Source organism: Streptomyces sp. NPDC048496 (assembly GCF_043200055.1).
Classification (GTDB): Bacteria; Actinomycetota; Actinomycetes; order Streptomycetales; family Streptomycetaceae; genus Streptomyces.
The window spans coordinates 1-23133 of the sequence record NZ_JBICXB010000045.1 but is presented as its reverse complement, the minus strand read 5'-3'; the positions used below and the strand labels follow the sequence as shown (position 1 = coordinate 23133).

The window sequence follows — 23133 nt, the reverse complement described above, 5'->3', positions numbered from 1 at the left end:
GCGCGGGCCACGTAGGGTCGGCGCATGGCCATTCCTGACTTCATCCGTGAAATTCGTGCCACGGCGGGCACCCAGCTGCTCCTGCTGCCGGGCGTCAGCGCCGTGGTCTTCGACGACGAGGGCAGGGTTCTGCTCGGCAGACGCTCGGACACCGGCAAGTGGGCGCTCATCGGCGGCATTTGCGAGCCGGGGGAGCAGCCCGCGACGACGGCGGTGCGCGAGGTGTACGAGGAGACCGCCGTGCACTGTATGGCGGAGCGGGTGGTGCTCACCCAGGCGCTGAACCCCGTGCAGTACGCCAATGGCGACCGGTGCCAGTTCATGGACATCACCTTCCGCTGCAGGGCGACCGGCGGTGAGGCGCGCGTCAATGACGACGAGTCCCTGGAGGTGGACTGGTTCCCGCTCGACGCCCTGCCGCCGCTGAATGAGTTCGGTCTCTTCCGGATCAAGCAGGCCCTGACCGACGAACCGACCTGGTTCGAACCGACGGTCCAGCCGTGACGCGGTAGTACACGCACCGTGGCCGGACGGGCCGGTTCCCTGGCCCGTCCGGCCACCGGAACTCAGGCGGTACGGGCATCGGCGGGCAGCGCCGCGGGCGCGTCCGGCTCCGCCGTCGCCTCGATGTCCGTGAGGTCCCGGTGGCGGGTCTCCTTGGCGCACACGACCGCCAGCACGGTGATGAGCGCCGCGGCGATGACGTACAGCGAGATCGGTGTCGAGGTGTGGTGGTCCGCGAGCAGCGCGGTGGCGATGAGCGGCGCCGGAGCACCGGCCGCGACCGATGAGAACTGCGCACCGATCGACGCACCCGAGTACCGCATGCGGGTCGCGAACATCTCCGAGAAGAAGGCCGCCTGCGGTGCGTACATCGCCCCGTGGAGGATGAGCCCGACCGTGACGGCGAGCAGCAGGCTGCCGAAGCTGCGGCTGTCGATCAGTGCGAAGAACGGGAACATCCACAGCCCCACACCGACCGCCCCGATCAGATAGACGGGCTTGCGGCCGATCCGGTCCGACAGCGCACCCCACATCGGGATGACCGTGAAGTGGACGGCGGAGGCGATGAGTACGGCGTTCAGCGCCGTCTGCTTGCTCAGGTCGGCGGCCGTTGTCGCGTAGACGAGGATGAACGCGGTGATCACGTAGTAGCTGATGTTCTCCGCCATCCTGGCGCCCATGGCGACGAGCACATCCCGCCAGTGGTGCCGCAGCACGGCGACGAGCGGCATCTTCTCGGCGGCCGCCGCGGCCGCCTTGCGCTCCTCGGCCTGCGCCAACGCAGCCTTGAACACCGGCGATTCATCGACAGAGAGACGAATCCACAAGCCGACGGCCACCAGCACACCGGAGAGCAGGAACGGGATACGCCAGCCCCACGCCCCGAAGGCCGAGTCCGACATCAGCGCCGTGAGCGCGGAGAGCACCCCGGTGGCGAGCAACTGCCCGGCCGGCGCCCCGGTCTGTGGCCAGGAGGCCCAGAACCCGCGCCGCTTCGCATCCCCGTGCTCCGACACCAGCAGTACGGCCCCGCCCCACTCACCACCGAGGGCGAAGCCCTGCACCAGACGCAGCACGGTGAGCAGTACGGGAGCGGCGGCGCCGACGGTGGCATGCGTGGGCAGCAGCCCGATGGCGAAGGTCGCACCTCCCATCAGCAGCAGGCTCAGCACCAGGAGCTTCTTGCGGCCGAGCCGGTCGCCGTAGTGCCCGAAGACCAGGGCACCGAGCGGCCGGGCGGCGAAGCCGACCGCATAGGTGAGGAAGGAGAGGAGCGTTCCGACGAGCGGGTCGGAGTCGGGGAAGAACAGCTTGTTGAAGACCAGCGCGGCTGCTGACCCGTAGAGAAAGAAGTCGTACCACTCGATGGTGGTCCCGATCAGGCTCGCGGCGACGATGCGCTTGAGCGAGCGGGTGGTCGGTGGGGCGGATGCCGAGGCAGCCATGGATACCACTTCCGGACGGTTGGCGGGGACAGTTCGTGTCGCCACACCGTAGGAACGGGCAGGTCAGAGGCGTATGTGGTGGGAGACCATAGTTCCGGAGGCTGCTGTGCGCGCGGCCACCATGAGGCAGAGATCCGCGCTCCACGGAGGGCAGCCGAGCGGGGCACGGGCGCCCGTCCGAGTTGCGTCATTCGGTAACACCACCGGCGGCCAACTCGCCGACCTCGAACTCCACCGCCGCCGAGCCCGCGCCGAGGACCGCATCCGCGCCACCCGCACCACCGGCCCGCGCAACCTCCATTCCACGACACCGCACAGAACCAGGTCTGGCTGGAGATCGTCTCCCTCGCCCTGGACCTGCTCGCCTGGCTGCCCCTGCTCGCCCTCGACGGCGAAGCCCGCCGCTGGGAGCCCAACCCCCGAACCGGCGAGCGGGTGCTCTTCAACCAGCCGCAAACTAACCGCGGGGTAGCTGCCGGACGCGCCGGCCGCCCGTTTTCCTCCCGTCGACCGCCTCGTTGGGCCGAATGGGTGAGGCCGCGAGAGAGAAGAGGCGGGGCATGCGGCAGGAGGGGAGCGGGCGTCCTGCTGACGCTGGTCAGTTGGAACGCCCGCTCACCGTCGCTCCTCGCCGTCGCGATCGGCCTCATCGCACTGGGATATGCCGTGAAGCCCACGAGTTGAGCCCACCGACCGGAAGTCCTCCCAAGGCCGGACGCCAAGCCGGACGTGGGCCGTGTGCCCGAAGGGAACACGCAGGGCCCTGAGGTGAGTTGTGGGCCCTGGGCTGGGGCTGGAGCGTCAGTCAGCTCGGAGTTGCCGGAGGCTCCCGCCGCTGCGGCTCGTACAGGGCCCCCGACACGTACTCCATCGCACGGGTAAACACGGGATCGGTCAGCCGTCGGCCCATCTCCTCCTCGTCGACGTCCTCGATGTGGGTCTGGATCCACCACAGGTTCCCGAAGGGATCTCTGACCCGCCCGACCTTGTCGCCGAAGAAGAGGTGTGTGACCTCCGTGACCGACGTTCCGCCTGCCTCCACCGCCCGCCGGTGGACGGCCTCCGCGTCCTCCACGTACAGCCTGACGAACGCGGGCGTCGGCTCCCAGTCGGGCGGACGGTCGAAAGCCATCAGCCGCCCGTTCCCGATCCGCAGCCCGGCATGGCCGACGGTGCCGTCCTCCAGGACGAACCGTCCGAGGTCCTCGGCGTCGAAGGCCCTGACCAGATAGTCGATGAGTCCCGCGGTGTCGCTGCCGATGATCCAGGGCGTGATGGTGGTGTAGCCGTCCGGGACGGCCTCGACCGCATTCCTATCGCTCATGGGGGAGGCTAGGCGGCATACAGGTCAGTTCTTGACCTGTATTTGGAGGACGGCATCAGGTGATCAGGCCCCGAACTCCCGCGCATCAGCCGACGATAGGACTGTGCGACGGCCTACTGGTGAGCTCGCGTATTCAACTGTCGCGTGTTGACCTGTCCGGTTCTGGAATTGCTACTGATCGTGGCGCCTGCCGGCGGGCGGCGGATGTCAGAGGCATCCGGTTGGATGAGCCCATGACTGTCTATGACGTAGCCCGCCGGCTTCCCGCCATCGCCGACCTGCGAGACCTGTGCCGCTCGCTTGCGATGCTCGATGCGATCCTGAGCCCGGACTGGGAAAGCCGGTACTACTCGTTCAACGCCGCTTGGGCTGAAGGCGAGGAGATGGCTTCGATGCGCAACGGGTCGGGAGACGAGTACTCCATCGTGTTCTCGGCGGCCGGGACCTATGTCCGCGGCTTTGGGCACGAGTCACCGATGAGCCCGTATGGCCACGATGGCGAGCCCTGGCCGGGAGTGATCGACGATGTTCCCGAGGCCTTCAAGCCCTTCGTCGAGGAGCCTGCGTTCACCGACGAGGACGGCGTGCCCGTCGTAACGGCCTGCTTGTGGCGTGAGGCGACGGACGATCAGTGGCACCACGGCACGATCGACTTCCCCTCGGACCATGCCGACCCTGACGGGGCGACGAGGCTGTTCGAGCTCCTCGTCGACCGATCTCCCGAAGCATTCCAGCGCTTCGCCGAGGACTATTACGAAGTCTCTGTGGACCTGGGAGCCGTGAGCGACGTGTAAGCCCAGCGACCGCTGGGCCAGGAACTCGTCTCGTCGTTGAACATAGAGATCAGCCTGGCGGACCTGGCCCAAGACATCTCGGAAATCGGCTATCCACAGCCCCGTGGCAAGTCGACCTGACTGCCCGGCAGCTCATTCGCAACAGTTGTTAGGCCTTCGCTCAATCTCGGCTGGTATTGGTGAGTTCCTCTTCTCAACTGTCACTGTCCTGTCGGGGAGACCAGCCTGCTGGTGACCGCCAGTGGTCTCCGGCGGCGTATCGGCTCCACGTGCCTCCGGCCTCGGAGGCGAGCTTGGCCGTGGTGACCCGGTGGTAGCCGAGAGCTTCAGCGACGACCGGTGCGGGCATCTCCAGAACGTTTTGTCGGATCGCGGCTGTACGGCCGGCGATGGTGGGAATGCCGATGTCGTTGATGAGTGCGGCCAGAACGTCAGGGTGCATCGGTTGTCCGGCCCGGCGGCCGGGGAACAGCCACCGGGACGCGTGGTTGGTCGCGGTGTTCATGTTGTTCCGACTACCGATCCAGCGATGCAGCAGTTCCGCGACCGGTTCGGGCACTGGGGACGGCGGTTCGCCGAGGCGGAGAGATGTCTGCTCGCCGCTGTGGCCGATGTCGTCGAGGGTGAGGCGCACGACTCGGCTGAGTGGTTGGGCATGGAGCAGGACGATCACGCCCGCGACCCGAGTGCGAAGCGGCAGGTCCGGGTCGGTGAGAAGACGCCCGATCAGCTCCAGTCGCTCGGGTTGGGGCATCGGAGCGGCCCGGCGGATCTGGACCGGAGGAAGCCGGAAGGGCCGGGTGGGCTTGCTGGCCGAGCACCAGAGCAGAAAGGCCCGCGTGGTGTTGCGGGTGTACTCGGTCTGCTCGGCGTGGCCCGCAACGGCTGGGAGTTGCGCCGGGCCGGGCGGTGGTCGGCCCGGCTTCGGCGGCCGTACCGCCCAGCTGGCCCAGGGCCTGGAACGGCTGACGGACGCGCTCGAGGAAGCCCGCCGCTGAGCCCTTCCTCACCTGGAATCCCTCGCGCGAGTGATGCCCCACCCCTCGCGCGGGGGAGCGGGTGATCACTGTTCCGGGGGACGCCCGCGCGGAGGGCCGACTGCCATAATGGCCGGCGTGAACCGTGCGACTGCCTGGCGTGACAGCTGGACCGGGGTGTTACGGCGGGCCGCGGAACTTCCGCGCAACGCCGTGGTTCTCTCGTCGCTGTGCGTCCTCGCGGTCGCCGAATCGCTCACCGAAGTGGTCGCTCATCAGGGTTCCATCCCGCGGATGTTCGCGGACACAGCCCAGAACGCGGCCCAGGGCAGTGACGTCGGCATCCAACTGGCCATGATCATCGGTCTGTTGTGCCTGTGCACCACACTGCCGCTGGCCCTGCTGCGGCCCCTTCTCGCCGGGCTCACGGTGACCGTCGCGACCTTCGGATCGCTCACGATCTTCCACACGCTGACGCTGGCGGGATTCGCCGCTCAGCTCATCGCCCACTACCGGCTCGGCCGCTGCGGACACGCCCTGGCGGCGACGCTCAGCACCGTTCCCTTCCTCGCCCTGGCCCTCGCCGGGTCCACGGACGCCGACTACCGGGTGCGCACGGTGCTCCTCGCCGTACTCGCCCCGATGGCTGCCTTCGCGGGTCTCTCCAGGCGCGCGGGCGAAGGCGACCGGGAACAGCACGCCATTCGCGAAGTCATGGTCGACACCCAGTGGGAGAACGCGGCACGCGCGGAGCGCGCCCGTATCGTCCGCGAACTGCACGACGTCGTGGGCCACCACATCTCCATGATCGCGGTGCAGGCCGAGACGGCCCGTGTGGCCACTCCCGGTATGCCCGCCGAAGGCGGCAAACGGCTGCTCGGCATCGGCGACACCGCCCGCGCTGCCCTCACCGAGATGCGCCGGCTGCTCGGCGTGCTGCGCGACGACACCGAGTCCGCCACCGGACGGGAGCGCAGGCCGCAGCCCGACCTGACCCAGCTCAACGAACTGCTCGACGAGGCCCGCAAAGCCTCCACCGGCTCGATACGTCTCATCCTCAGCGGTGCCCCGTACTCCCTGGGGCCGGGGACCGAGCTCGCCGCCTACCGCGTCATCCAGGAGTCCCTTACCAACGCTCGCAAGCACGCCGGAGGTGCCCCGGTCGACGTGGAACTCCACTACGCCTCCGACGCCCTGCACCTCAGCGTCCGCGACAACGGTCCGGGGCCGCCCCTCGTGACGCCGGACGCGGGACTCGGCCTCCTCGGCATGCGGGAACGCGTCTCCGCGGTCGGCGGACTGATCCGCACAGGTCCGGCGGACCGCGGTGGATTCCTCGTCGAAGCCAGATTCCCCGCCAAGACAGAACGGTCCACGTGAGCTCCCCGCCCGCACCGATCCGCGTCGTTGTCGCGGACGACCACCTGGTGGTCCGCACCGGGTTCTCCGCTCTCCTCGACTCCCAGCCGGAGTTCACCGTCGTCCAGACCGCCACCACCGGCGTCGAGGCGGTCCGCGTCAGCCGCGAGGTGGCCCCGGACGTCGTCCTCATGGACATCCGCATGCCCGAGATGGACGGCATAGAGGCCACGCGACAGCTCGTCGGCGACGCACCCGACGGGGCGCGGGCCCCACGCGTCCTCATCCTGACGACGTTCGACCTCGACGAGTACGTCTACGACGCGCTGCGCGCCGGAGCCAGCGGCTTCCTGCTCAAGGACGCCACCGCGGAACGGCTCTTCGACGCCGTACGCGTCGTCGCGGCCGGAGACGCCCTGCTCGACCCCGGCATCACGCGTCGGCTGATCAGCGAGTTCACCCAGCTGCCCGCCAAGGCCCCGCTCCAGCCGCCGCCCGGTCTGAAAACGCTCACGGCACGCGAGACCGAGGTGCTGCTGCTCGTCGCCGAAGGCATGTCCAACGGCGAGATCGCAGCGCGCCTCGTCGTCACCGAGGAGACGGTGAAGTCACACGTCAGCCGTACGCTGACCAAACTGGGCCTGAGAGACCGCACCCAGGCCGTGATCGCGGCGTACGAAACGGGACTTGTCGTCCCGGGAATCCGCAGAACCGACTGAGGGCCCGCCAGCCGCGTCCCCAATCTCACAGGGCAATACATGTAGGGGGGAGACACCCCCACCCCCTGGGCATCATTCTCCGGTAGGAGACCGCCCCTCCCTCACACGAGGGAGGGGCGGTCCGCTTCGTCCCTCACGCGAGCACGGTAGAACTTCGCTCCTTGCCGTGACGACCCGACCCCCTCCTTCTCCCTAGCCTTCTCTCCATGGAGAAGACGAATGGCGGGTCGGACGCCATGATCGAGGTCAGGGACGTTCGCAAACGCTTCGGCAGCACCCAGGCGCTGGACGGCATGTCGTTCGTCGTCAGACCGGGGCAGATCACCGGCTTCGTCGGCCCGAACGGCGCCGGGAAGTCCACCACGATGCGTGTCATCCTCGGTCTGGACAAGCCGGACCAGGGCAGCGCGCTGGTCGGCGGGCGGCCCTACCAGTCGCTGAGCACCCCGCTCAGGCACGTCGGCGCACTGCTCGACGCCGCCGCCGTGCAGCCGAGCCGGACCGCTCGCCACCACCTGCTGTGGCTGGCCCACTCGCAGGGGCTCGGCACCGCCGCGGTCGACGAGGTGATCCGAAGGGTCGGCCTCCAGGACGTGGCCCAGCGCAAGGCAGGCGGCTTCTCCCTGGGCATGCGGCAGCGGCTGGGCATCGCGGCCGCGCTGCTCGGCGACCCGCCGATCCTCATGCTGGACGAGCCGTTCAACGGCCTGGACCCCGAAGGCTTCATGTGGATGCGGGGCTTCCTGGCGTCGCTCGCCGAGCAGGGGCGCGCCGTGCTGGTGTCCAGCCACCTGATGAGCGAACTTCAGGACTCCGCCGACCATGTGATCGTCGTCGGGCGCGGCAAGGTCGTCGCCGACATGAGCGTGCGCGAACTGCTCGCGTCCGTGTCCGAGGGCCGTGTGTCGCTGCGTACGTCGGCTCGTACGCAGGCGATGGAGGTGCTCGCGCGGGCCGGTGCCACGGTGAGTTCCGCGGGCGTCGACACGATCAGCGTCACCGACCTGCCCGCCGAGAGCGTCGTGTCGGTGCTCGGTGCGCACGCGGTGCCGTTCTCCGAGGTCTCCTCGCACCGCGCCTCGCTGGAAGAGGCGTACATGGAACTGACCCGCGACGCCGTGCAGTACCGCGGGGTCGTCAGCGAGGAGGCCGGACGATGACCACCATGCTCTCGCCGCCCCCGGCCACCCACCGCCCGGAACGGGGCGGCTTCGGGCGCGTACTGCACGCCGAGTGGACGAAGTTCAGGACGGTGCGCGACTGGGTGCTGAGCACGGTCGGTGCGATGGTCGTCATCTGCCTGGTCGGACTGCTCGCCACGGCACAGAGCAACGACGGCGGCGCGCAGGCGAAGCTGCCGGTCGGCCCCGGCGGCGAGGCGGTCAACGACAGCTTCTACTTCATGCACCAGCCGTTGAAGGGCGACGGCACCATCACGGTGTCGGTGTCCTCGCTGACCGGTCAGGTCGCGACGACGCCCACGGAGAACAAGCCCGGCCTCGCACCCTGGGCGAAGGCCGGAATCATCCTCAAGGACTCTCTCGAGCCGGGGTCGGCGTATGCGTCGATGATGGTCACCGGCGACCACGGCGTGCGGATGCAGTACGACTACACGCACGACACGGCCGGGCTACCCGGCAAGGTGACGCAGGATGCGCCGCGCTGGCTCCGGCTTCAGCGTACGGGCGACACCGTCACCGGCTACCAGTCCGCGGACGGCAGCAAGTGGACCGAGGTGGGCACCGCGAAGCTCACGGGTCTCTCGGAGTCTCCGCAGGTCGGGCTGTTCGTGACCTCGCCGTCGGCGACGGAGGAGACCGGTACCGGAACGGGATTCAACCCCGCTGTCGCCACCGGCACCTTCAGCGCCCCCACGCTGTCCGGCCAGTGGAGCGGCGGCACCTGGCAGGACCGGCAGGTCAGCGGCGGTGCGGGCACGTCCGGCAGCTACAGCCAGTCGACCAAGGGGGAGGTAACCGCGACCGGTACGGGCTACAGCATCACCGGGGCGGGTGACATCGCGCCGGTGGTCGGCGGACCGGCCGCGAGCGGCGTACGCATCGTGTCGAACTTCCTCGTCGGCGCGTTCGCGGGACTGATCATGATGGTCGTCGTGGCCGCGGGCTACATGACCGTCGAGTACCGGCGAGGACTGATCGGCGTGACCTTCGCGGCCAGCCCCAGCAGAGGCCGGGTGCTGGTGACGAAGGCCTTGGTGGTGGGCTGCGCGGCCTTCCTCGTCGGAGCGACCGCGGCCGCCGTCATGGTGCCCTTCGGGGGAGCGCGGTCTGTCGCCAACGGCTTTCCCGTTCTGACGGTGCCGGCGGCGACCGAGCTGCGGGTCATCGTCGGAACGGGCCTGCTGCTCGCGGCGGCCAGTGTGTTCGCCCTCTCGGTCGGAGCCATCCTGCGACGCAGCGCGGTGACCATCACCGTGGTGGTCGTCGGCATGGTGCTGCCCTACCTGCTCGCCACCGCGTCCGTTCTGCCCCCCGCGGCCTCGGCCTGGTTGCTGGAGGTCACCCCGGCCGCCGGGTTCGCCGTCCAGCAGACCGTCGAGCGCTACGACCAGGTCGTCACGGTCTACTCGCCGATGCACGGCTACTTCCCGCTGGCGCCGTGGGCGGGCTTCGCCGTCCTGTGCGCCTACGCCGCGGCCGCGTTCGTCGCCGCCTGGGTCCTGATCCGCCGGAGGGACACATGAGCACCACGGGCTTCAGGAACGCGGGACGCGCGGAGTGGACGAAGCTGCGCACGGATTCCGGCAACACCTGGCTGCTGCTCGGCGTCGTGGCCCTGACCCTGGCGGTCGGCGCGGCGGTGGCGATGACGTCCCGGTGCGACGCCATGGGCTGCGGAGAGGACGCCACGAAGCTGAACCTCACCGGCGTCATGGTCGGCCAGGTCGTCGTCTCGATCGTCGCGGTGCTGATGGTCGGCAACGAGTACAGCACCGGCATGATGCGGACCACGATCGCGGCGGTGCCGCGCCGGCTGACGGTCCTCCTCTCGAAGGCGACCGTCCTGAGCGCCGTGATCCTGGTGGCGGGCGCCGTCGGTGTCCTCGGGTCCCTGCTGATCGGCGGGCTGGTCCAGCCGGGCCGGGGCTTCACCGAGGCGCACGGCTACCCGGGGATGTCGCTGAACAACGGTCCGATGCTGCGCGCGGCCGTCGGCTCCGTGCTCTATCTCGCCCTGGTCGGGCTGCTCAGCCTCGGCATGGCACTGATCGTGCGGAGCTCGGCGACGGCCATCGGGATCGTGCTCGGACTGCTCTTCTTCTTCCCGATCCTCACCCAGGTGATCACCGACCCCGACTGGCAGCGATTCCTCCAGCAGATCGCCCCCATGACGGCCGGTCTTTCGGTGCAGACCACCATCGGCGTGGATCAGCTCCCGATCGGTCCCTGGGAGGGCCTCGGCGTACTGGCCCTCTGGGCGCTCGGCGCGCTGACCGCCGGAGGAATGCTGCTGCGTTCGCGAGACGCATAAGCGATCGAGACTGCCCGCTAGTAGGGCTTTGTTAGGTTCTGTGGTGGGGTTCGGGTGTCGGGGCAGGTTGGCCGCATATGGAGCAGGCGCCGGTCCAGGTGGCCAGGAGGGCCTGGAGTTCGCGGAGGACCGCGTAGAGGGTCAGGCCGGCGCAGGGGCTTTTGGGTCGAGTCTGAGCAGGGTGCAGAAGGCCTGGGCGAGGGAGGCGAGGGTGACGTGGCGGTGCCAGCCGAGGTAGTTGCGGCCCTCGAAGTGGTCCAGGCCGAGGCCGTCTTTGAGCTCGCGGTAGTCGTGCTCAACTCGCCAGCGGATCTTGGCGATTTGGACCAGCTCGCGCAGTGGGGTGTCGGTGGGCAGTGTCGAGAGCCAGTAGTCGGTGGGCTCGGCGGAGTCGGGTGGCCACTCGACGAGCAGCCGGCATTCGGGCAGGGAGCCGTCGGCGGCGCGGCGGATGTGCCGGTTGGCCGGGCGGACCCGTAGGGCCAGGAATTGCGAGCGCATCTCGGCCCGTGGGTTGTGTTTGGTGGCCTTGCTGCCCTGGCGCCAGGTGACGGTGCGGGTGGCGGTTTGTCCGGCGGCCAGGGCCAGGGCGCGCAGGGTGGTGTGCGGCTGGGGGTAGGCGGACACGGGAGGGCGGCCCTGCCCGGAATACGGCGGGCGCTCGGGCGTGGCGTCGCCCGGGTGCGCGGTCGTGGTGGCCTCATGGCCGCGCACCCTCGCCCACGTGGTGCTGCCCAACCTGCGCGGGGCGCTGCTCAACACGGCGTTCCTGACCCTGGCACTCGTGCTCGGCGAGTACACCGTCGCAGCGGTTCTCGGCTACCAGCCGTTCGCCGTGTGGATCGTCGCCATCAGCGGCTCGCAGGCGCAGATGTCGGTGGCCGTGTCGATGGTCGGCCTTCTCGGCACCTGGATTCTGCTGCTGGCGATCAGCGCCACCGGACGCACGCGCCGCCCCAAGGAGACCTCATGACCGACCTTCTCACCGATCCGACAACCATCAGCCCGACACGAGCCGGCTCCACTGTGGAGTTCCGGGGGCTGCGCCGCGCCTTCGGCACCACGACGGCACTGGACGGACTGGACCTGGACGTCCGCCCCGGCGAACTCCTGGCACTGCTCGGCCCGTCCGGCTGCACCGCACCGGCGGCCCTGCGGCCCCCGATGCCGGCGCGCTCGCCACCGGCCTGGACACGGCGTTCGCCGCGCTGGTTGCCCGCGACATCGTGCCGCGCCCGGGCGTACCGCGCCTGCTGGACGAACTGGCCGCGGCCGAGGTCCCCACGGCGATCGTCTCCGCGTCGCCGCGCCACGTCGTCGACCTCGTGCACAAGGCCCTGGGCGAGGAGCGGTTCACCCTGACATTCGCCGTCGAGGACACCGCCCGCACCAAGCCGGCACCTGATCCCTACCTCGCGGCGGCCGCCGCCCTCGGCGTTGATCCGCGCGCCTGCGTGGTCGTCGAGGACACGCCCACAGGCGTCGCCGCGGCCGAGGCCGCCGGGTGCGCTGTGCTGGCCGTTCCCTCCACCGTACCGATCCCCACCGTGGCGGGGCGGACGGTCCTCGACTCCTTGGAGCGGGCAGATCTGAGCCTGCTCGCGTCCCTGCTCACGTCGACGGAAAGGAACTGACACCATGGACGACATCCGCCACGTCGTGATCCTCATGCAGGAGAATCGCAGTTTCGACCACTACTTCGGCACGCTGAACGGCGTACGCGGGTTCGGAGACCGTCAGGCACTGATGTTCCCGAACGGCGACAGCGTCTTCCGCCAGCCCGCCCTGTCCCGCACCGACGGTGGTTTCCTGCTGCCCTACCGGATGGACTCCACGAAGTTCAACGCGCAGAACGCCGACGGCCTGCCCCACGACTGGGAGTCCGGTCACGAGGCCATCAACAACGGAGCGATGAACCGCTGGACCTCAGCCAAGGGTGAGCAGAGCATGGGCTATCTCACCCGTGAGGACATCCCCTACCAGTACGCGCTGGCCGACGCCTTCACGCTGTGCGACGGGTACTTCTGCTCCCTGGCCGGGCCCACCAGCCCCAACCGCCTCTACCTGTGGACCGGCACGGTTGGCCCAGGCCGCGACGGCACGACCGGGCCGTGGATCGACAACACCCCGCTGCCCGAGAGCCCGGTGTGCGACTGGACGACCTACGCGGAGCGCCTTTCGGAAGCCGGCGTCTCCTGGCGTGTCTACCACACACCCGGGCTGGACGAGCGCGACGGCAACTACGAGGACAACGCCCTCGAATACTTCAGCCAGTTCCATGCGTTCGACAAGGACGACCCGCGCTACGTCAACGCGATGACGAAGTGGGACCTGTCGGCCTTCGACGCGCACTGCAAGGACGGTACGTTGCCGACGGTGTCCTGGCTGGTCTCGCCGTACCTGTTCTGCGAGCACCCGACCGCCAGCCCCGCCTACGGCGCGCACTGGGTCAACACCGCTCTTCAGTCGGTGTTCGCCAACCCCGACGTGTGGCGGCACACCGTCTTCCTCGTCATGTACGACGAGGACGACGGCTACTTCGACCACGTCGTACCGCCCGTCCCACCCGCGGGCACCCCCGAGGAGTTCGTGGACGGGCAGCCGATCGGACTGGGCAACCGCGTGCCCCTGTGGGTGATATCACCGTGGTCGCGCGGCGGCTGGGTCCGACCGACGACGGCGCCGCAGACGGGCGTGCCAGGGCACGCGAGCCCGGCATGGTTCAAACGAGTGGCCCTGGGCCTCATGATCCTGGAACTGATGGCGCTGGTTGCCCTTGAGGTCGCTGGTCCGCAGGTCCAGTCGCCGGGCCCCACCGTGTCGGTGGCGCGGCGGGGGCTGCCCAGGAACCGGCGGCCACCTCGTCGGAGTTGAGCACGTCCTCGCCGTACAGATCCTGCAGCCAGTTGGTCTGGTAAATGGTGTCGAGGTACCGCTCGCCGAGGTCCGGGCCGACGGCCACCGCGGTGAGATCGCGCGCGTCATGCCGGGCCAGCCAGGCCGTCGCGCCGCTGACCACCGTGCCGGTGGAGCCGCCGAACAGGAATCCGCGCCTGGCCAGACGATGGCAGGTACGGACGGTGTCCGCCTCCTCGACACGTATCACCTCATCCACATAGGACTCGTCGAGCAGCGGCGGGCGCATGCTCATCCCCAGGCCGGGAATCATCCGGCGGCCCGGCGAACCGCCGAAGGACACCGAGCCGACGCTGTCCACTGCGATGATCCGTACCGGCCGGTGCCACTCCCGGAAGTAGCGCGCGCAGCCCATCAGGGTCCCGGTGGTGCCGGCCCCGACGAACAGCACGTCCAGCTGCGGGAACTGGCGGGCGATCTCCGGTGCTGTCCTGCGGTAGTGCGCCTTCCAGTTGCTCGGATTGGTGTACTGACTGAGCCACACGTACCGATCGTCGGAGGCGCACAGCGCACGGACGTACTCGATTCGCGCGCCGAGAAAGCCGCCATTGGCCTCCTGCCCGGCGATCATGTGCACCTGGCTGCCCAACGCCTCCATCATCATCCTGGTCGTCAAGTTGCCGCGGGCGTCGGTCACACACAGGAACCGGTAGCCCTTGCTTGCCGCGATGATGCTGAGTGCCACGCCGAGGTTTCCGGACGAGGACTCGACCAGGACCGATTCAGGCGTCAGAATTCCATCCTGCTCAGCGGACTCCACCATCTCGGTCGCGGCCTTCAACTTGATCGAGCCGGCGAAGTTGAAGCCCTCACACTTCAGGAAGAGTGGGTGCCCGAAGATCGACCGAAGGTCGACATAGAGCTCCTCTTCGTTGTAGGCGTAGGGAACGGATACGACGGGCACGACGGTCTCCTCTGTCTGGAGCAGAGCACTTTCGGAACGCCCGTCCGGCCGCGGGCGGGCTTCTCGCTCTTGCGGGCGGGAGCCAGTGGCCAACCGGGCCGGACGGGGCTCTGCGTCAGCGGTCGCTGTCTCGTACGCCCTGACCTGCGGCGACTTGACCGGCGATCTCTCCTGGGATGAGTCCTGGGCAAGCCTCCTGGGCTCCGGGCCGGCTCATCCGTACCGGCTCAGTTCGTGGAAGAAGTCGTCGACGACGCGCAGCTCTCCGCGGCGGCCCACTTCGTCGTAGACGTCCTTGCCCACCGCGAGGTCGAGCACCCCGAGGCCGAAGGGCGAGAACACCACCGGCCGGTCCGCCGGCACCGCCACGCGCCCGGCCATCACGTCGTCCAACGTGCCGTGCAGGAACTCCCGGTTGCCCGTGAGCTGCTCGGCCAGATGCGGCGAGGTGTCGGCCTTCAGGCAATGCTCGATGTCATCGACGATGTTGGCCGAGGCGAGCAGGATCTCCGGCGCGAGGTCGCGCAGCGACACGTGCAGCACCAGCGGATTGTGTGCGAACCATGACAGGTCGCTGACATGCGGCTGGCCGGCGACGGTGGCGAAGACCACCAGGTCGCTGTGTCGGATCAACTGCTCGGCGCTGTCGTGCACGGTGATCCGGCCGGTGGTCCCCGACTGCTCCAGGTAGCACCGGAAGCCTGCCGCGCTGTCGGCGGACAGGTCGTGCACACCGATCTCGTCGAACGACCAGCCGGTGCCGACCAGGAAGGTGTGGATGTAACGGGCGATCAGGCCCACCCCGAAGAACCCGACACGCATCGGTCGCGGCCGGTCGCGGCTGAGCCAGTCGGCCGCCGACGCCGCCGACGCGGCCGTCCTGGTGGCGCTGATGATCGAGCTTTCCAGACACGCGAACGGGTAGCCGGTGTCATGGTCGTTGAGGATCAGCACGGCCGAGGCTCTCGGGATGCCGGCCGTCACGTTCTCCGGAAAGCTGGAGATCCACTTCAGGCCGTCCACCCGCACCTCGCCGCCGATCGAGGCGGGCAGCGCGATGATCCGGGAGGACGGGCGGTCGGGGATGCGCAGGAAGTACGACGGCGGGTTCACCGAGTCACCGGCGCCGTGCACCCGGTAGGTGGCCTCGACCAACTCCACGATCTGCTTCTCGCGCCCGTGCAGTGCGCGCTGGACCTGGGCACCGGAGATCACGGCGAACGGTGGCACGGTGACCGGAGCGGACATTGCGGACTCCATAGCGGTGGAACCGATGGTGGTCATCCTGCGGTCACCTCGACGGTCGGGGAGCAGTCGGCCAGACGCACCGGGTCGGCCATGGCGACGAGCACTTCGCGCGGCCCTTCGAAGGGCTCCCTGCTGTGCGCGGTGCGGACGTTGTCGACGAGCATCAGGTCGCCGGCCTGCCACGGTTCGCGTGCGGTGTTGGCCTCGTAGACGCTGTTGAGCAGCTGCACGACATCCTCACCGATCGGGTCGCCGTTGCCGAAGCGGGTATTGAACGGCAGCCCGTCGGCGCCGTAGACGTCCACCAGGTACTCGCGCACCTCGGGGGCCATCGTCCACTCGTTGAGGAACGCGATCTGGTTGAACCAGCAGCGTCGGCCGGTGACCGGGTGACGCACCACGGCGCTGCGGCGCTGTCCGGTGCGCAGTCCGCCGTCGGGCTGCCACTCGAACATGATCGCGTTGGCACGGCAGTAGCTCTCGACGGCGCCACGGTCCGCGGTGCCGAACGCCTCGGCGACGGACGCCCCGATCTCGTCGTTGTAGCTGCGGGTGAGCAGCCAGCCCTCCCGCTCGAACCGCTCGGTCAAGTCGGCGGGCAGCGCGTCGAGTACGGTCGGTGAGTCGGCCACCGCGGTTGCCCCGCCGTCGGTGGGCGCGCTGATACAGGCGAACATCATCAGGCCGGGGAACTCAAGCGTGTAGCTCAGTTCGTGGTGCATGCACATCGGCTGGTTCGGCGGCCACTGCGATGAGGAGTACACGCCGTCGGAGTAGGTCCGTCGGGGTGCGAAGACCTCCTTCTCGGTCATCAGACCGGTCGCCAGCCTCGAGAAGACGGCGCCGGTACCGTCCACGTCGCGCAGCCCGAGGCCGCGGACCAGGACCGAACCGTGCTCGGCGACGACAGCGCGCAGCGCGTCCCGGTGCTCGGCCGCCCAGCTCGGCGCGTCGCCGGTGGCCTCGGCCCGGAGAAGGGGAGTCTTGCCGGGTTCGAGTTCGACGTCGACCGGCGACGCCGTGGATATGGAAGACATCTCGGTTTCCTTTCAGTTGCCGGTCAGGAAGAAGCGAACAGTTCGGCGGCGCGCAGCACGGCCTGTGCCGCCTCGGTAGGACGGGTACGCAGGAAGTAGTGGCCGCCGTCGGCGAGTTCGTGCAGGTCGACCTGCTCGGTCAGGAGCTGCCAGTCGCGGTACCGGCGCGGGTACTCCGCCGTGCTCGGGTCGTCGGCGGCAACGACCACGGTGACCGGCGCGGACAGCTTCAGCGCCGGCGGGCTGTCCAGGGCGTCGGCGAAATAGCGGTGTGCGGCAAGGCAGTCGTGCCGGTAGGCGGCACCGATGTGCTCGGCGTGCCGCGCATCCAGCTCACCGAGCTCGGGGTACCCGCTGTCCGCGCTCAGCATGCCGGTGATCTCGGCGTCGCTGCGCCCGGTCAGGTCGGTGATGCCGGCGCGCCGGTCGGCGGCGTTGCCGAGCAGCTGCGCGCCGAGGAACACCCGCTGGACGTCCACCCCGCGCCCCTGCAGCTCTCTGGCCGTCTCCACGGCCAACGCGGCGCCCGAGGAGTGGCCCCAGAGCAGGACCCTGGTCAGGCCACGCCGGATGATCTCGACGACGACCTGCTCGACCACCTGTGCCATCGGGGCGAACGGCCCGCTCCCGGCGGCCACGTCGTGACCGGGCAGCTCGACGGCGTAGACCGCCGGCCCGCCGACCGGCAGCGCCCCGGCCATCGGCCGGAAGTTCACCGCGTTGCCGCCGGCGTAGGGGAAGCACACCAGGGCAGCGCCCTGCGTACCGTCCGATTCCGACAGTGACTGAAGCAGCCCGGAGTGCCCGGAGCGCAGCTCGGACCTGCCGTCGACCAGCCCGGCCAGATCGGCCAGGATCGGGTGACGGGTGACGTCCTTGAGGGACACCGCACGGTCCAGGGTGATCGCCAGCTTCACTGCCGACAGTGACGTGCCGCCCCGGTCGAAGAAGTGGTCCCGCCGTCCGATCTGGTTCTGCGGGATGCCGAGCACCTTCGCCCATGCGGCCGCGAGCTGCTGTTCGGTCGGCGTATTCGGCGCGCGGTAGTCGTCCTGGACGAGGCCGAGTTCTCCGGCGAGCGCCTGCAAAGTCTTCCTGTCGATCTTGCTGTTGGCCGTCAGCGGCAGACTCTCCCGCCAGTGGAAGGCCGACGGGACCATGTATTCGGGCAGCGACTCACCGAGCCGGTCCAGCAGGACGTCTTCCTCGAGTGGCCGCCGACCGGAGTAGAACGCCACCAGGTGCTTGCTCTGGTCGGCCCGCTCGGTGACCACCACTGCACCGTCGCGCACACCGGGCACCCGCAACAGGGTGTTCTCGATCTCGCCGATCTCGATCCGGAAGCCACGGATCTTCACCTGGTTGTCCCGGCGGCCGAGGAACTCCAGCTTGCCCTCGGGCTGCCAGCGGCCGTAGTCGCCGCCCCGGTAGAGCCGGGCGCCCTCGCGGTGCGGATCGGCCAGGTAGGCCTGCCGGGTGCGCTCGGGGTCGTTGACGTATCCGCGGCCGACACAGACGCCGGAGAAGACGATCAGACCGGGGGCGCCGAGCGGCACCGGGGTCAGGTGCTCGTCGACGACATAGACGTGCACGTTGTTGACCGCGGGACCCAGCAGGACCCGGTCCCCGCCGGGCACGCGGTCCATGACCTCGTGGTTGGTGTCGTCCGAGGTCTCGGTCAGCCCGTAGGCGTTGACCAGCTTGATCCCGGGCTGGGCGGCGAACCAGCGCTGCGTGAGCTCCTTCTTCAGCGCCTCGCCGGTGACCGACACGCACCGCAGGTCCGGTAGTTCGCGGGGGTGCTGCTTCAGACACGACACGACGACGTCCAGGTAGGAGGGTACGACCTGGAGGACGGCGACCCGGCCGTCGATGATCTTGTCGACGAACCGCCGGACGTCCAGGATCACCTCCTGCTCCACCAGCAGGGTCCGCCCCCCGACCAGGAGCCCGGACACCAGTTGCCACAGCGAGATGTCGAAGCACTGGGGTGCGGTCTGGGCGACCACGTGTCCCTCGCCGATCTCCAGGTCGTCGATCTTGGCGTAAAGGTGGTTGAGCATGCCCGCGTGCTCGCACATCGCGCCCTTGGGCTCCCCGGTGGACCCCGAGGTGAAATAGATGTAGGCGAGCTGGTCCGGTGCGACGCGGATCCCCAGATCGTCGTCGGCATGGTCCTCCTCGTAGGCTGCGCCGACGAAGAGCTTCTGGACCCCGGGCAGCGAGCCGAGGGCCTGGTCGAGCGTGGAAGTGCTGCCGGGTTCGGTCAGCACGAGCCCGCATGCGGCACGGGAGAGCATGGTTGCGAGGCGATCGGCCGGGAAATGGGGCTCGATGGGCAGATACACGCCGCCGGCCTTGAAGACCGCGAGCACGGCGGCCATCCAGTCCAGGTTGCGCTCGGTCACCACCGCGACGACACCCTCGGGGCGAAGCCCCCGCGCCAGCAGGGCCCGTCCCAACCGGTTGGCACGCGCGTTGAGTTCCCGATACGTCAGTTGCCGCTCACCGTGCACCGCCGCGACGGCGTCCGGGTGTGCCGCCACCCGTTGCTCGAACAACTCGTGGAACCGGCGGTCCGGGAGCTCCCGGCGCGGACCGGCGAGCCCTTCGAGCTGGAAGCGGAGTTCCTCCGTGGAGAGCAGGCTCTGCCGCCTGTGCTCGGCGTCCGGATCGGCGGCGATCAGCGCGAGCGCGGTGAGGTGATATCCGGCGATCCTGACGGCGTGGTCCGCGTCGAGTGCGTCGGTCCGGTACCGCAGCCGCAGCACGAGCCGACCGTCACGTTGCGAAAATCCCACCCACAGCACGGTGTCACCGGCGAGTTCGCCGCCCGAGCCGTGCGGATCGAAGACGGTCTCGATCGACGGTTCGGCCAGGCCCAGTTCGCGCCTGAGCTCATCGACCGGAAAGTCCTTGTGCACCAGCAGATCTGACGCGACTCGATGGGTGTCCAGCAGCAGCGTCCGCCACGAGTCGGGTTCGGTCGTCAGCCGGCAGGGCAGCGGCCGGCCGCCCTCCGCTGTGACGTAGCCGGTCGCGACCTCGTGCTCGCCGGACAGTGCGGCGAGCACCTTGGCGTGCGCGGCCAGCAGCACCGAGTCGAGCGGCATCGCCAGGTTCTCGGCCAGCCGGCCCAACGCTGCCACGACGTCGTCCGGAATTGTCGCCTCGTGTTCGCCGACGCCCGTCACCGGATTGAGCGTCCACCGCGGTATTGCGGTGAATCCACCGGCGACGAGCACCGCGCGCCAGAACTCCCGGTCGCCCTGCACGTGCATTCCCATCTGGTCGTCCCTCTCCATTCACCGTCGCCACCGTGCTGTTCTACGCCGACAAGGGCGGCGCTAGGCCTTCCGCGCCAGTGCCTCGGGCTGATCAGGGGCATCTCGCGTCTCCGTGGCGGGATTTCCTCCCCAGCGTGCTCGCTGCGGGACTTCCTCGCCTTTCATGAGAAAGGAGTCCGGGGCGAGCACCGCGCCGTCGCCCATCGTCACGCCGTAGTGGACGTGTGCTCCCACACCGATGGTGCAGCCGGCGCCGATGGTGCTGCGATCGGACTTGAAGGTGCCGTCCTCCTGAGAGTGGCACTGGATCTTGCTTCCCGCATTGAGCGTGCAGTCGCTCCCGATGGTGGTGAGCGTCCGCTCCGTCAAATAGCAGCCGTCATCGAAGACCCTGCTGCCGATCCGAACCCCCAGCATCCGCCAGATCACGTTCTTGAAAGGGGTGCCGTTGAAGACGTTGAGGTACGCGTCAGGCACCTTCCAGAGGCGCTCGTGCCACCAGAAGTACGGGTCGTAGATGGAACACAACCGCGGTCGGAGCGCGCGGAATGCCGCGATGCCGCGCTCCACCAGTACGAAGTAGACAGCGGTGAACCCAAGGCTGAACACCAGGAACACAGCGATCAGCACATGCCCGTAGGAGTCGTACAGATCGACATTCGCCAGGGCGAGCATCGTGAGCACGAAGAAGTGCAGCCACCGCACGAGCAGGAAGAAGACCATCGAGCGGATGTTGTAGCGGTTCTTCGCTGCGAGGCTTCGACGCAACTCGTCGCCGGTCCGGAGATGGTCGAACCGGGAGTCGCGCTCGACCGACCGGGGAATCTCGAAGCATGGTGAGCCGAGCAGGCCAACCCCCTCGCGTACCTCGCCGTCGAGCGGAATCATCACCTTCGTTGCGAGGAGACAGTTCTCGCCCGTCCTGGCCCCTGAGGGATAGGCGATGTTGTTCCCGAGGAAGTTGCGTGGACCGATCGAGGCCCGGGACACCCGGAAGGACGTGCTCGAGAATTCCGCGTTGATGATGGAGAGCCCGTCAGCGACCATCGTTCCGCTGCCGACCGAGCACAGAAACGGGGACTCGTGTTGCACTTCCGTGCCGAAGTTCGACCCGGTCTGCTCGACCCGGGACAAGTCGTATCCGAGGCCCCGTAGATAGTGGACGATGTAGGAGCTGTCACCGAACAGCCATGAGAAGAACTTGATGTTGGTCATGTGCCCGATCGCCCGGTGCATCGAGTAATGAAACCCGTACAGCGGATAGACCTTGTCCGGTTTGACGGCCAGGTTCAGCAGTCGCGGAACGGTGAACAGGACGGCAAGGCCCACGACGACGAAGCCGAAGAACAGCACGAGGGAAAGGATCAGCGCGTCGATGTAGAGATCCGGCGAGGTGAACCCCACAGCACCCGGGCCCAGCCGGTTGTGCAGCGCCGGGACCAGGGTCACCAGCATGTACGCGCCCCCGACGGCCAGCGGCAGGTAGAGGAAGAACAGCTGAAGCACGGTGATGAGACCGAAGCCGGCCCGACGCAGCGTGCCGCACTTGGCCGGCCCGATCCTCAGGTAGTCATGCTCGGTGGGCTGTGCCGGTGATCCGTGCCAGCGCTGGCCGTCAGGGACCGCCTGGCCTCTGTACAGCGTGGAGGTGTGGCCGAGTTGCGCTCCGTCGCCCATCGACGTGTCGATGTCGAGCACGGTCTTCTCGCCGATGAACACCTCGCGGCCAAGGGTGACCGGGCCGGTCTGGATACGGCTGGCGTGTGCCCGGTAGCAGAGCAAGAACGAGTCTTTGCGGACCACCGTGCCGGCGCCGATCGTGAGCAGGTCGGTGCAGACCGGAACGTTGCGGGAGAGGATCGTGACCCCCTTGCCGATCCGTGCTCCCAGGGCTCGCAGGTAAAGCACGTACAGGGGATTGCCGACGAAGAAAATCATGGGGTTGGCGTGTATCAGCACCTTGATGGTCCAGAAGCGCAGATACGTCAGACCCCAGACCGGGAACTCGCGCGATTTCCACCGGCCGATCAGGAGCCATTTGGCCACGATCGGGAAGGTGCACAGGCCGATGAATCCGACGCCGCCGAAGACGAACGATCGCAGGTAGATGCCGATCACATCCGAGCCGGCGGAGACCCATGCGTAGCCTCGGTCGGCAAAAAGTCCGGCGAGGAAGGAATATCCCAGGAAAAGCAGGAGTTGCAGCGTTCCACAGAGGGCGTACCGCACCGTGCCGGCAGGGGGTATGACCTCGGTCGACACCGGGACCGACGACTCGACAGGGGTGGGCGCGGCGTCCGCGAGCCCCGTCGCCAGACTTCGGATCGTGGGGTGCCGGTAGATGTCCTTCATCGACGCCGAGGGGAGATCCGTCCGCTTCCTGAGCCGTGCGCAGTAATGGGCCATCACCAACGAGTTGGCGCCGAGGTCATCGAAGAAGTGGCTGTCGACCGACACCCGTTCGACGCACATGACGTCAGCCAGCACCTCAGCGAGGTCTCTCTCGATGCCCGTCCTCGGGCCGGTGTACCTGCGCTTTTCGATCGCAGATTCATCCGGCCCGGGCGTCAGGACGTCGACGGATTTCTCCTCCATGCGAGCTCCTTGAGGAACATTCGAGCGCGATCGGCCATGACGATCGGCGCCCTGATACTCGCGCTTTCGATGGCCGGAGCGATTAATCCGGAATTCTGAGGCCGGGATCCGTTGTCCAGTTCCCAAACCGTTGCCCAGTCTCTGCTGTTCACCGTCGGGCTGCCACTCGAACTCGATCACGTCGGCGCGGCTGTAGCTCTCGCCGGCGCCAGGGGGTCCTCGCTACCGGAGGCCTGGCGGCGGGAGAGCGGCGCACTCGCTGTCCGATTTCATTCCTCACCCACGATCCCGCCCAAGGGGACGGCGATGAGCTGCACACGGGTCTCGCCCTACTGCATTCGAGTGGCGTGGGCCTGATCCGGGAGGGGCTGCGCCGGTGGCGCGCATGCGATCGATCGGCGTCCCGTCCGCACGCTGCCCGAGGGCGCCGGCCCATGAACCTCATGTATTCAGCCGGGAATGCGTTCTGATGCCCCGACAGCGGAAGGGTGCCTCTCACCTGCGATGATCTGGACTGTCTAGATCAAGAACA

Annotated in this window: 17 protein-coding genes and 5 pseudogenes; 13 read left to right on the top strand and 9 right to left on the bottom strand. The window is 68.5% G+C overall.

What is annotated here, in order from left to right; all coding sequences use genetic code 11:
* Nucleotides 1-24: 24 nt before the first annotated feature.
* Entirely contained in the window at nucleotides 25-504 is a 480-nt protein-coding gene (locus ACGFSA_RS28550; protein WP_393308936.1) for an NUDIX domain-containing protein, read from the top strand.
* 62 nt (nucleotides 505-566) lie between these two features.
* Here ACGFSA_RS28550 and ACGFSA_RS28545 read toward each other — a convergent pair whose 3' ends face one another.
* On the bottom strand, nucleotides 567-1949 hold the full coding sequence (locus tag ACGFSA_RS28545) for an MFS transporter (protein WP_393308935.1): 1383 nt from the start codon (nucleotides 1947-1949) through the stop codon (nucleotides 567-569).
* Between the two features lie 190 nt (nucleotides 1950-2139).
* On the opposite strand from ACGFSA_RS28545, the pseudogene ACGFSA_RS28540 reads away from it, so the two are divergent.
* Nucleotides 2140-2363: pseudogene (locus tag ACGFSA_RS28540) on the top strand (transposase); the annotation flags it as partial.
* A 391-nt stretch (nucleotides 2364-2754) separates the two neighbouring features.
* Here ACGFSA_RS28540 and ACGFSA_RS28535 read toward each other — a convergent pair.
* Entirely contained in the window at nucleotides 2755-3273 is a 519-nt protein-coding gene (locus ACGFSA_RS28535; RefSeq protein ID WP_393308934.1) for a VOC family protein, read from the bottom strand.
* A gap of 233 nt (nucleotides 3274-3506) precedes the next feature.
* Between ACGFSA_RS28535 and ACGFSA_RS28530 the strand changes: the two are divergent.
* Nucleotides 3507-4187: pseudogene (locus ACGFSA_RS28530) on the top strand (hypothetical protein).
* Between the two features lie 73 nt (nucleotides 4188-4260).
* Here the strand turns inward: ACGFSA_RS28530 and ACGFSA_RS28525 are convergent.
* A complete protein-coding gene (locus ACGFSA_RS28525; RefSeq protein WP_393308933.1) occupies nucleotides 4261-4821 on the bottom strand; it encodes a hypothetical protein in 561 nt (186 codons plus the stop codon).
* A 52-nt stretch (nucleotides 4822-4873) separates the two neighbouring features.
* Here ACGFSA_RS28525 and ACGFSA_RS28520 point away from each other — a divergent pair, with 52 nt between their 5' ends.
* The 6 genes from ACGFSA_RS28520 to ACGFSA_RS28495 all read left to right on the top strand — a co-directional run bounded on the left by ACGFSA_RS28520 (nucleotide 4874) and on the right by ACGFSA_RS28495 (nucleotide 10614).
* Nucleotides 4874-5065, top strand: a complete 192-nt coding sequence (locus ACGFSA_RS28520; RefSeq protein WP_393308932.1) for a hypothetical protein — start codon at nucleotides 4874-4876, stop codon at nucleotides 5063-5065.
* A 117-nt stretch (nucleotides 5066-5182) separates the two neighbouring features.
* Entirely contained in the window at nucleotides 5183-6424 is a 1242-nt protein-coding gene (locus tag ACGFSA_RS28515) for a sensor histidine kinase (RefSeq protein ID WP_393308931.1), read from the top strand.
* On the top strand, nucleotides 6421-7122 hold the full coding sequence (locus ACGFSA_RS28510; RefSeq protein ID WP_393308930.1) for a response regulator: 702 nt from the start codon (nucleotides 6421-6423) through the stop codon (nucleotides 7120-7122). The genes ACGFSA_RS28515 and ACGFSA_RS28510 overlap by 4 nt, the downstream gene beginning before the upstream one ends.
* 206 nt (nucleotides 7123-7328) lie before the next feature.
* Nucleotides 7329-8282: an ATP-binding cassette domain-containing protein gene (locus ACGFSA_RS28505; protein WP_393308929.1), complete on the top strand. Its 954-nt coding sequence runs from the start codon at nucleotides 7329-7331 to the stop codon at nucleotides 8280-8282.
* On the top strand, nucleotides 8279-9826 hold the full coding sequence (locus tag ACGFSA_RS28500) for an ABC transporter permease subunit (protein WP_393308928.1): 1548 nt from the start codon (nucleotides 8279-8281) through the stop codon (nucleotides 9824-9826). The genes ACGFSA_RS28505 and ACGFSA_RS28500 overlap by 4 nt, the downstream gene beginning before the upstream one ends.
* Nucleotides 9823-10614 carry an ABC transporter permease subunit gene (locus ACGFSA_RS28495; RefSeq protein ID WP_393308927.1) on the top strand — a complete coding sequence of 264 codons (792 nt, stop codon included), beginning with the start codon at nucleotides 9823-9825 and terminating at the stop codon, nucleotides 10612-10614. Before ACGFSA_RS28500 ends, ACGFSA_RS28495 begins: the two co-directional genes overlap by 4 nt.
* A 141-nt stretch (nucleotides 10615-10755) precedes the next feature.
* Here the strand turns inward: ACGFSA_RS28495 and ACGFSA_RS28490 are convergent, their stop codons facing one another.
* Nucleotides 10756-11328, bottom strand: a complete 573-nt coding sequence (locus tag ACGFSA_RS28490; protein ID WP_393308926.1) for a transposase — start codon at nucleotides 11326-11328, stop codon at nucleotides 10756-10758.
* Here ACGFSA_RS28490 and ACGFSA_RS28485 point away from each other — a divergent pair.
* From ACGFSA_RS28485 to ACGFSA_RS28470, 4 genes and pseudogenes are all read left to right on the top strand, one after another.
* Nucleotides 11312-11587: pseudogene (locus ACGFSA_RS28485) on the top strand (ABC transporter permease); the annotation flags it as partial. The gene ACGFSA_RS28490 and the pseudogene ACGFSA_RS28485 overlap by 17 nt on opposite strands.
* Nucleotides 11584-11772 (top strand): annotated as a pseudogene (locus ACGFSA_RS28480) (spermidine/putrescine ABC transporter ATP-binding protein); the annotation flags it as partial. The pseudogenes ACGFSA_RS28485 and ACGFSA_RS28480, both read left to right, overlap by 4 nt.
* On the top strand, nucleotides 11748-12248 hold the full coding sequence (locus tag ACGFSA_RS28475) for an HAD family hydrolase (protein ID WP_393308959.1): 501 nt from the start codon (nucleotides 11748-11750) through the stop codon (nucleotides 12246-12248). The pseudogene ACGFSA_RS28480 and the gene ACGFSA_RS28475, both read left to right, overlap by 25 nt.
* 4 nt (nucleotides 12249-12252) lie before the next feature.
* A pseudogene (locus tag ACGFSA_RS28470) lies at nucleotides 12253-13281 on the top strand (alkaline phosphatase family protein); the annotation flags it as partial.
* 76 nt (nucleotides 13282-13357) lie between these two features.
* Here ACGFSA_RS28470 and sbnA read toward each other — a convergent pair.
* The 5 genes from sbnA to ACGFSA_RS28445 form a co-directional block, all read right to left on the bottom strand.
* Nucleotides 13358-14434 carry a 2,3-diaminopropionate biosynthesis protein SbnA gene (gene sbnA / locus ACGFSA_RS28465; RefSeq protein WP_393308925.1) on the bottom strand — a complete coding sequence of 359 codons (1077 nt, stop codon included), beginning with the start codon at nucleotides 14432-14434 and terminating at the stop codon, nucleotides 13358-13360.
* A gap of 213 nt (nucleotides 14435-14647) precedes the next feature.
* Nucleotides 14648-15718: a 2,3-diaminopropionate biosynthesis protein SbnB gene (sbnB, locus tag ACGFSA_RS28460; protein ID WP_393308924.1), complete on the bottom strand. Its 1071-nt coding sequence runs from the start codon at nucleotides 15716-15718 to the stop codon at nucleotides 14648-14650.
* The gene (locus ACGFSA_RS28455; protein ID WP_393308923.1) at nucleotides 15715-16719 is read right to left on the bottom strand and encodes a TauD/TfdA family dioxygenase; all 1005 of its coding nucleotides are present in this window, start codon (nucleotides 16717-16719) and stop codon (nucleotides 15715-15717) included. The genes sbnB and ACGFSA_RS28455 overlap by 4 nt, the downstream gene beginning before the upstream one ends.
* Nucleotides 16720-16742: 23 nt before the next feature.
* Nucleotides 16743-20006, bottom strand: a complete 3264-nt coding sequence (locus tag ACGFSA_RS28450; protein ID WP_393308922.1) for an amino acid adenylation domain-containing protein — start codon at nucleotides 20004-20006, stop codon at nucleotides 16743-16745.
* A 60-nt stretch (nucleotides 20007-20066) separates the two neighbouring features.
* Entirely contained in the window at nucleotides 20067-22601 is a 2535-nt protein-coding gene (locus ACGFSA_RS28445; RefSeq protein WP_393308958.1) for a Pls/PosA family non-ribosomal peptide synthetase, read from the bottom strand.
* Between the last annotated feature and the right edge of the window lie 532 nt (nucleotides 22602-23133).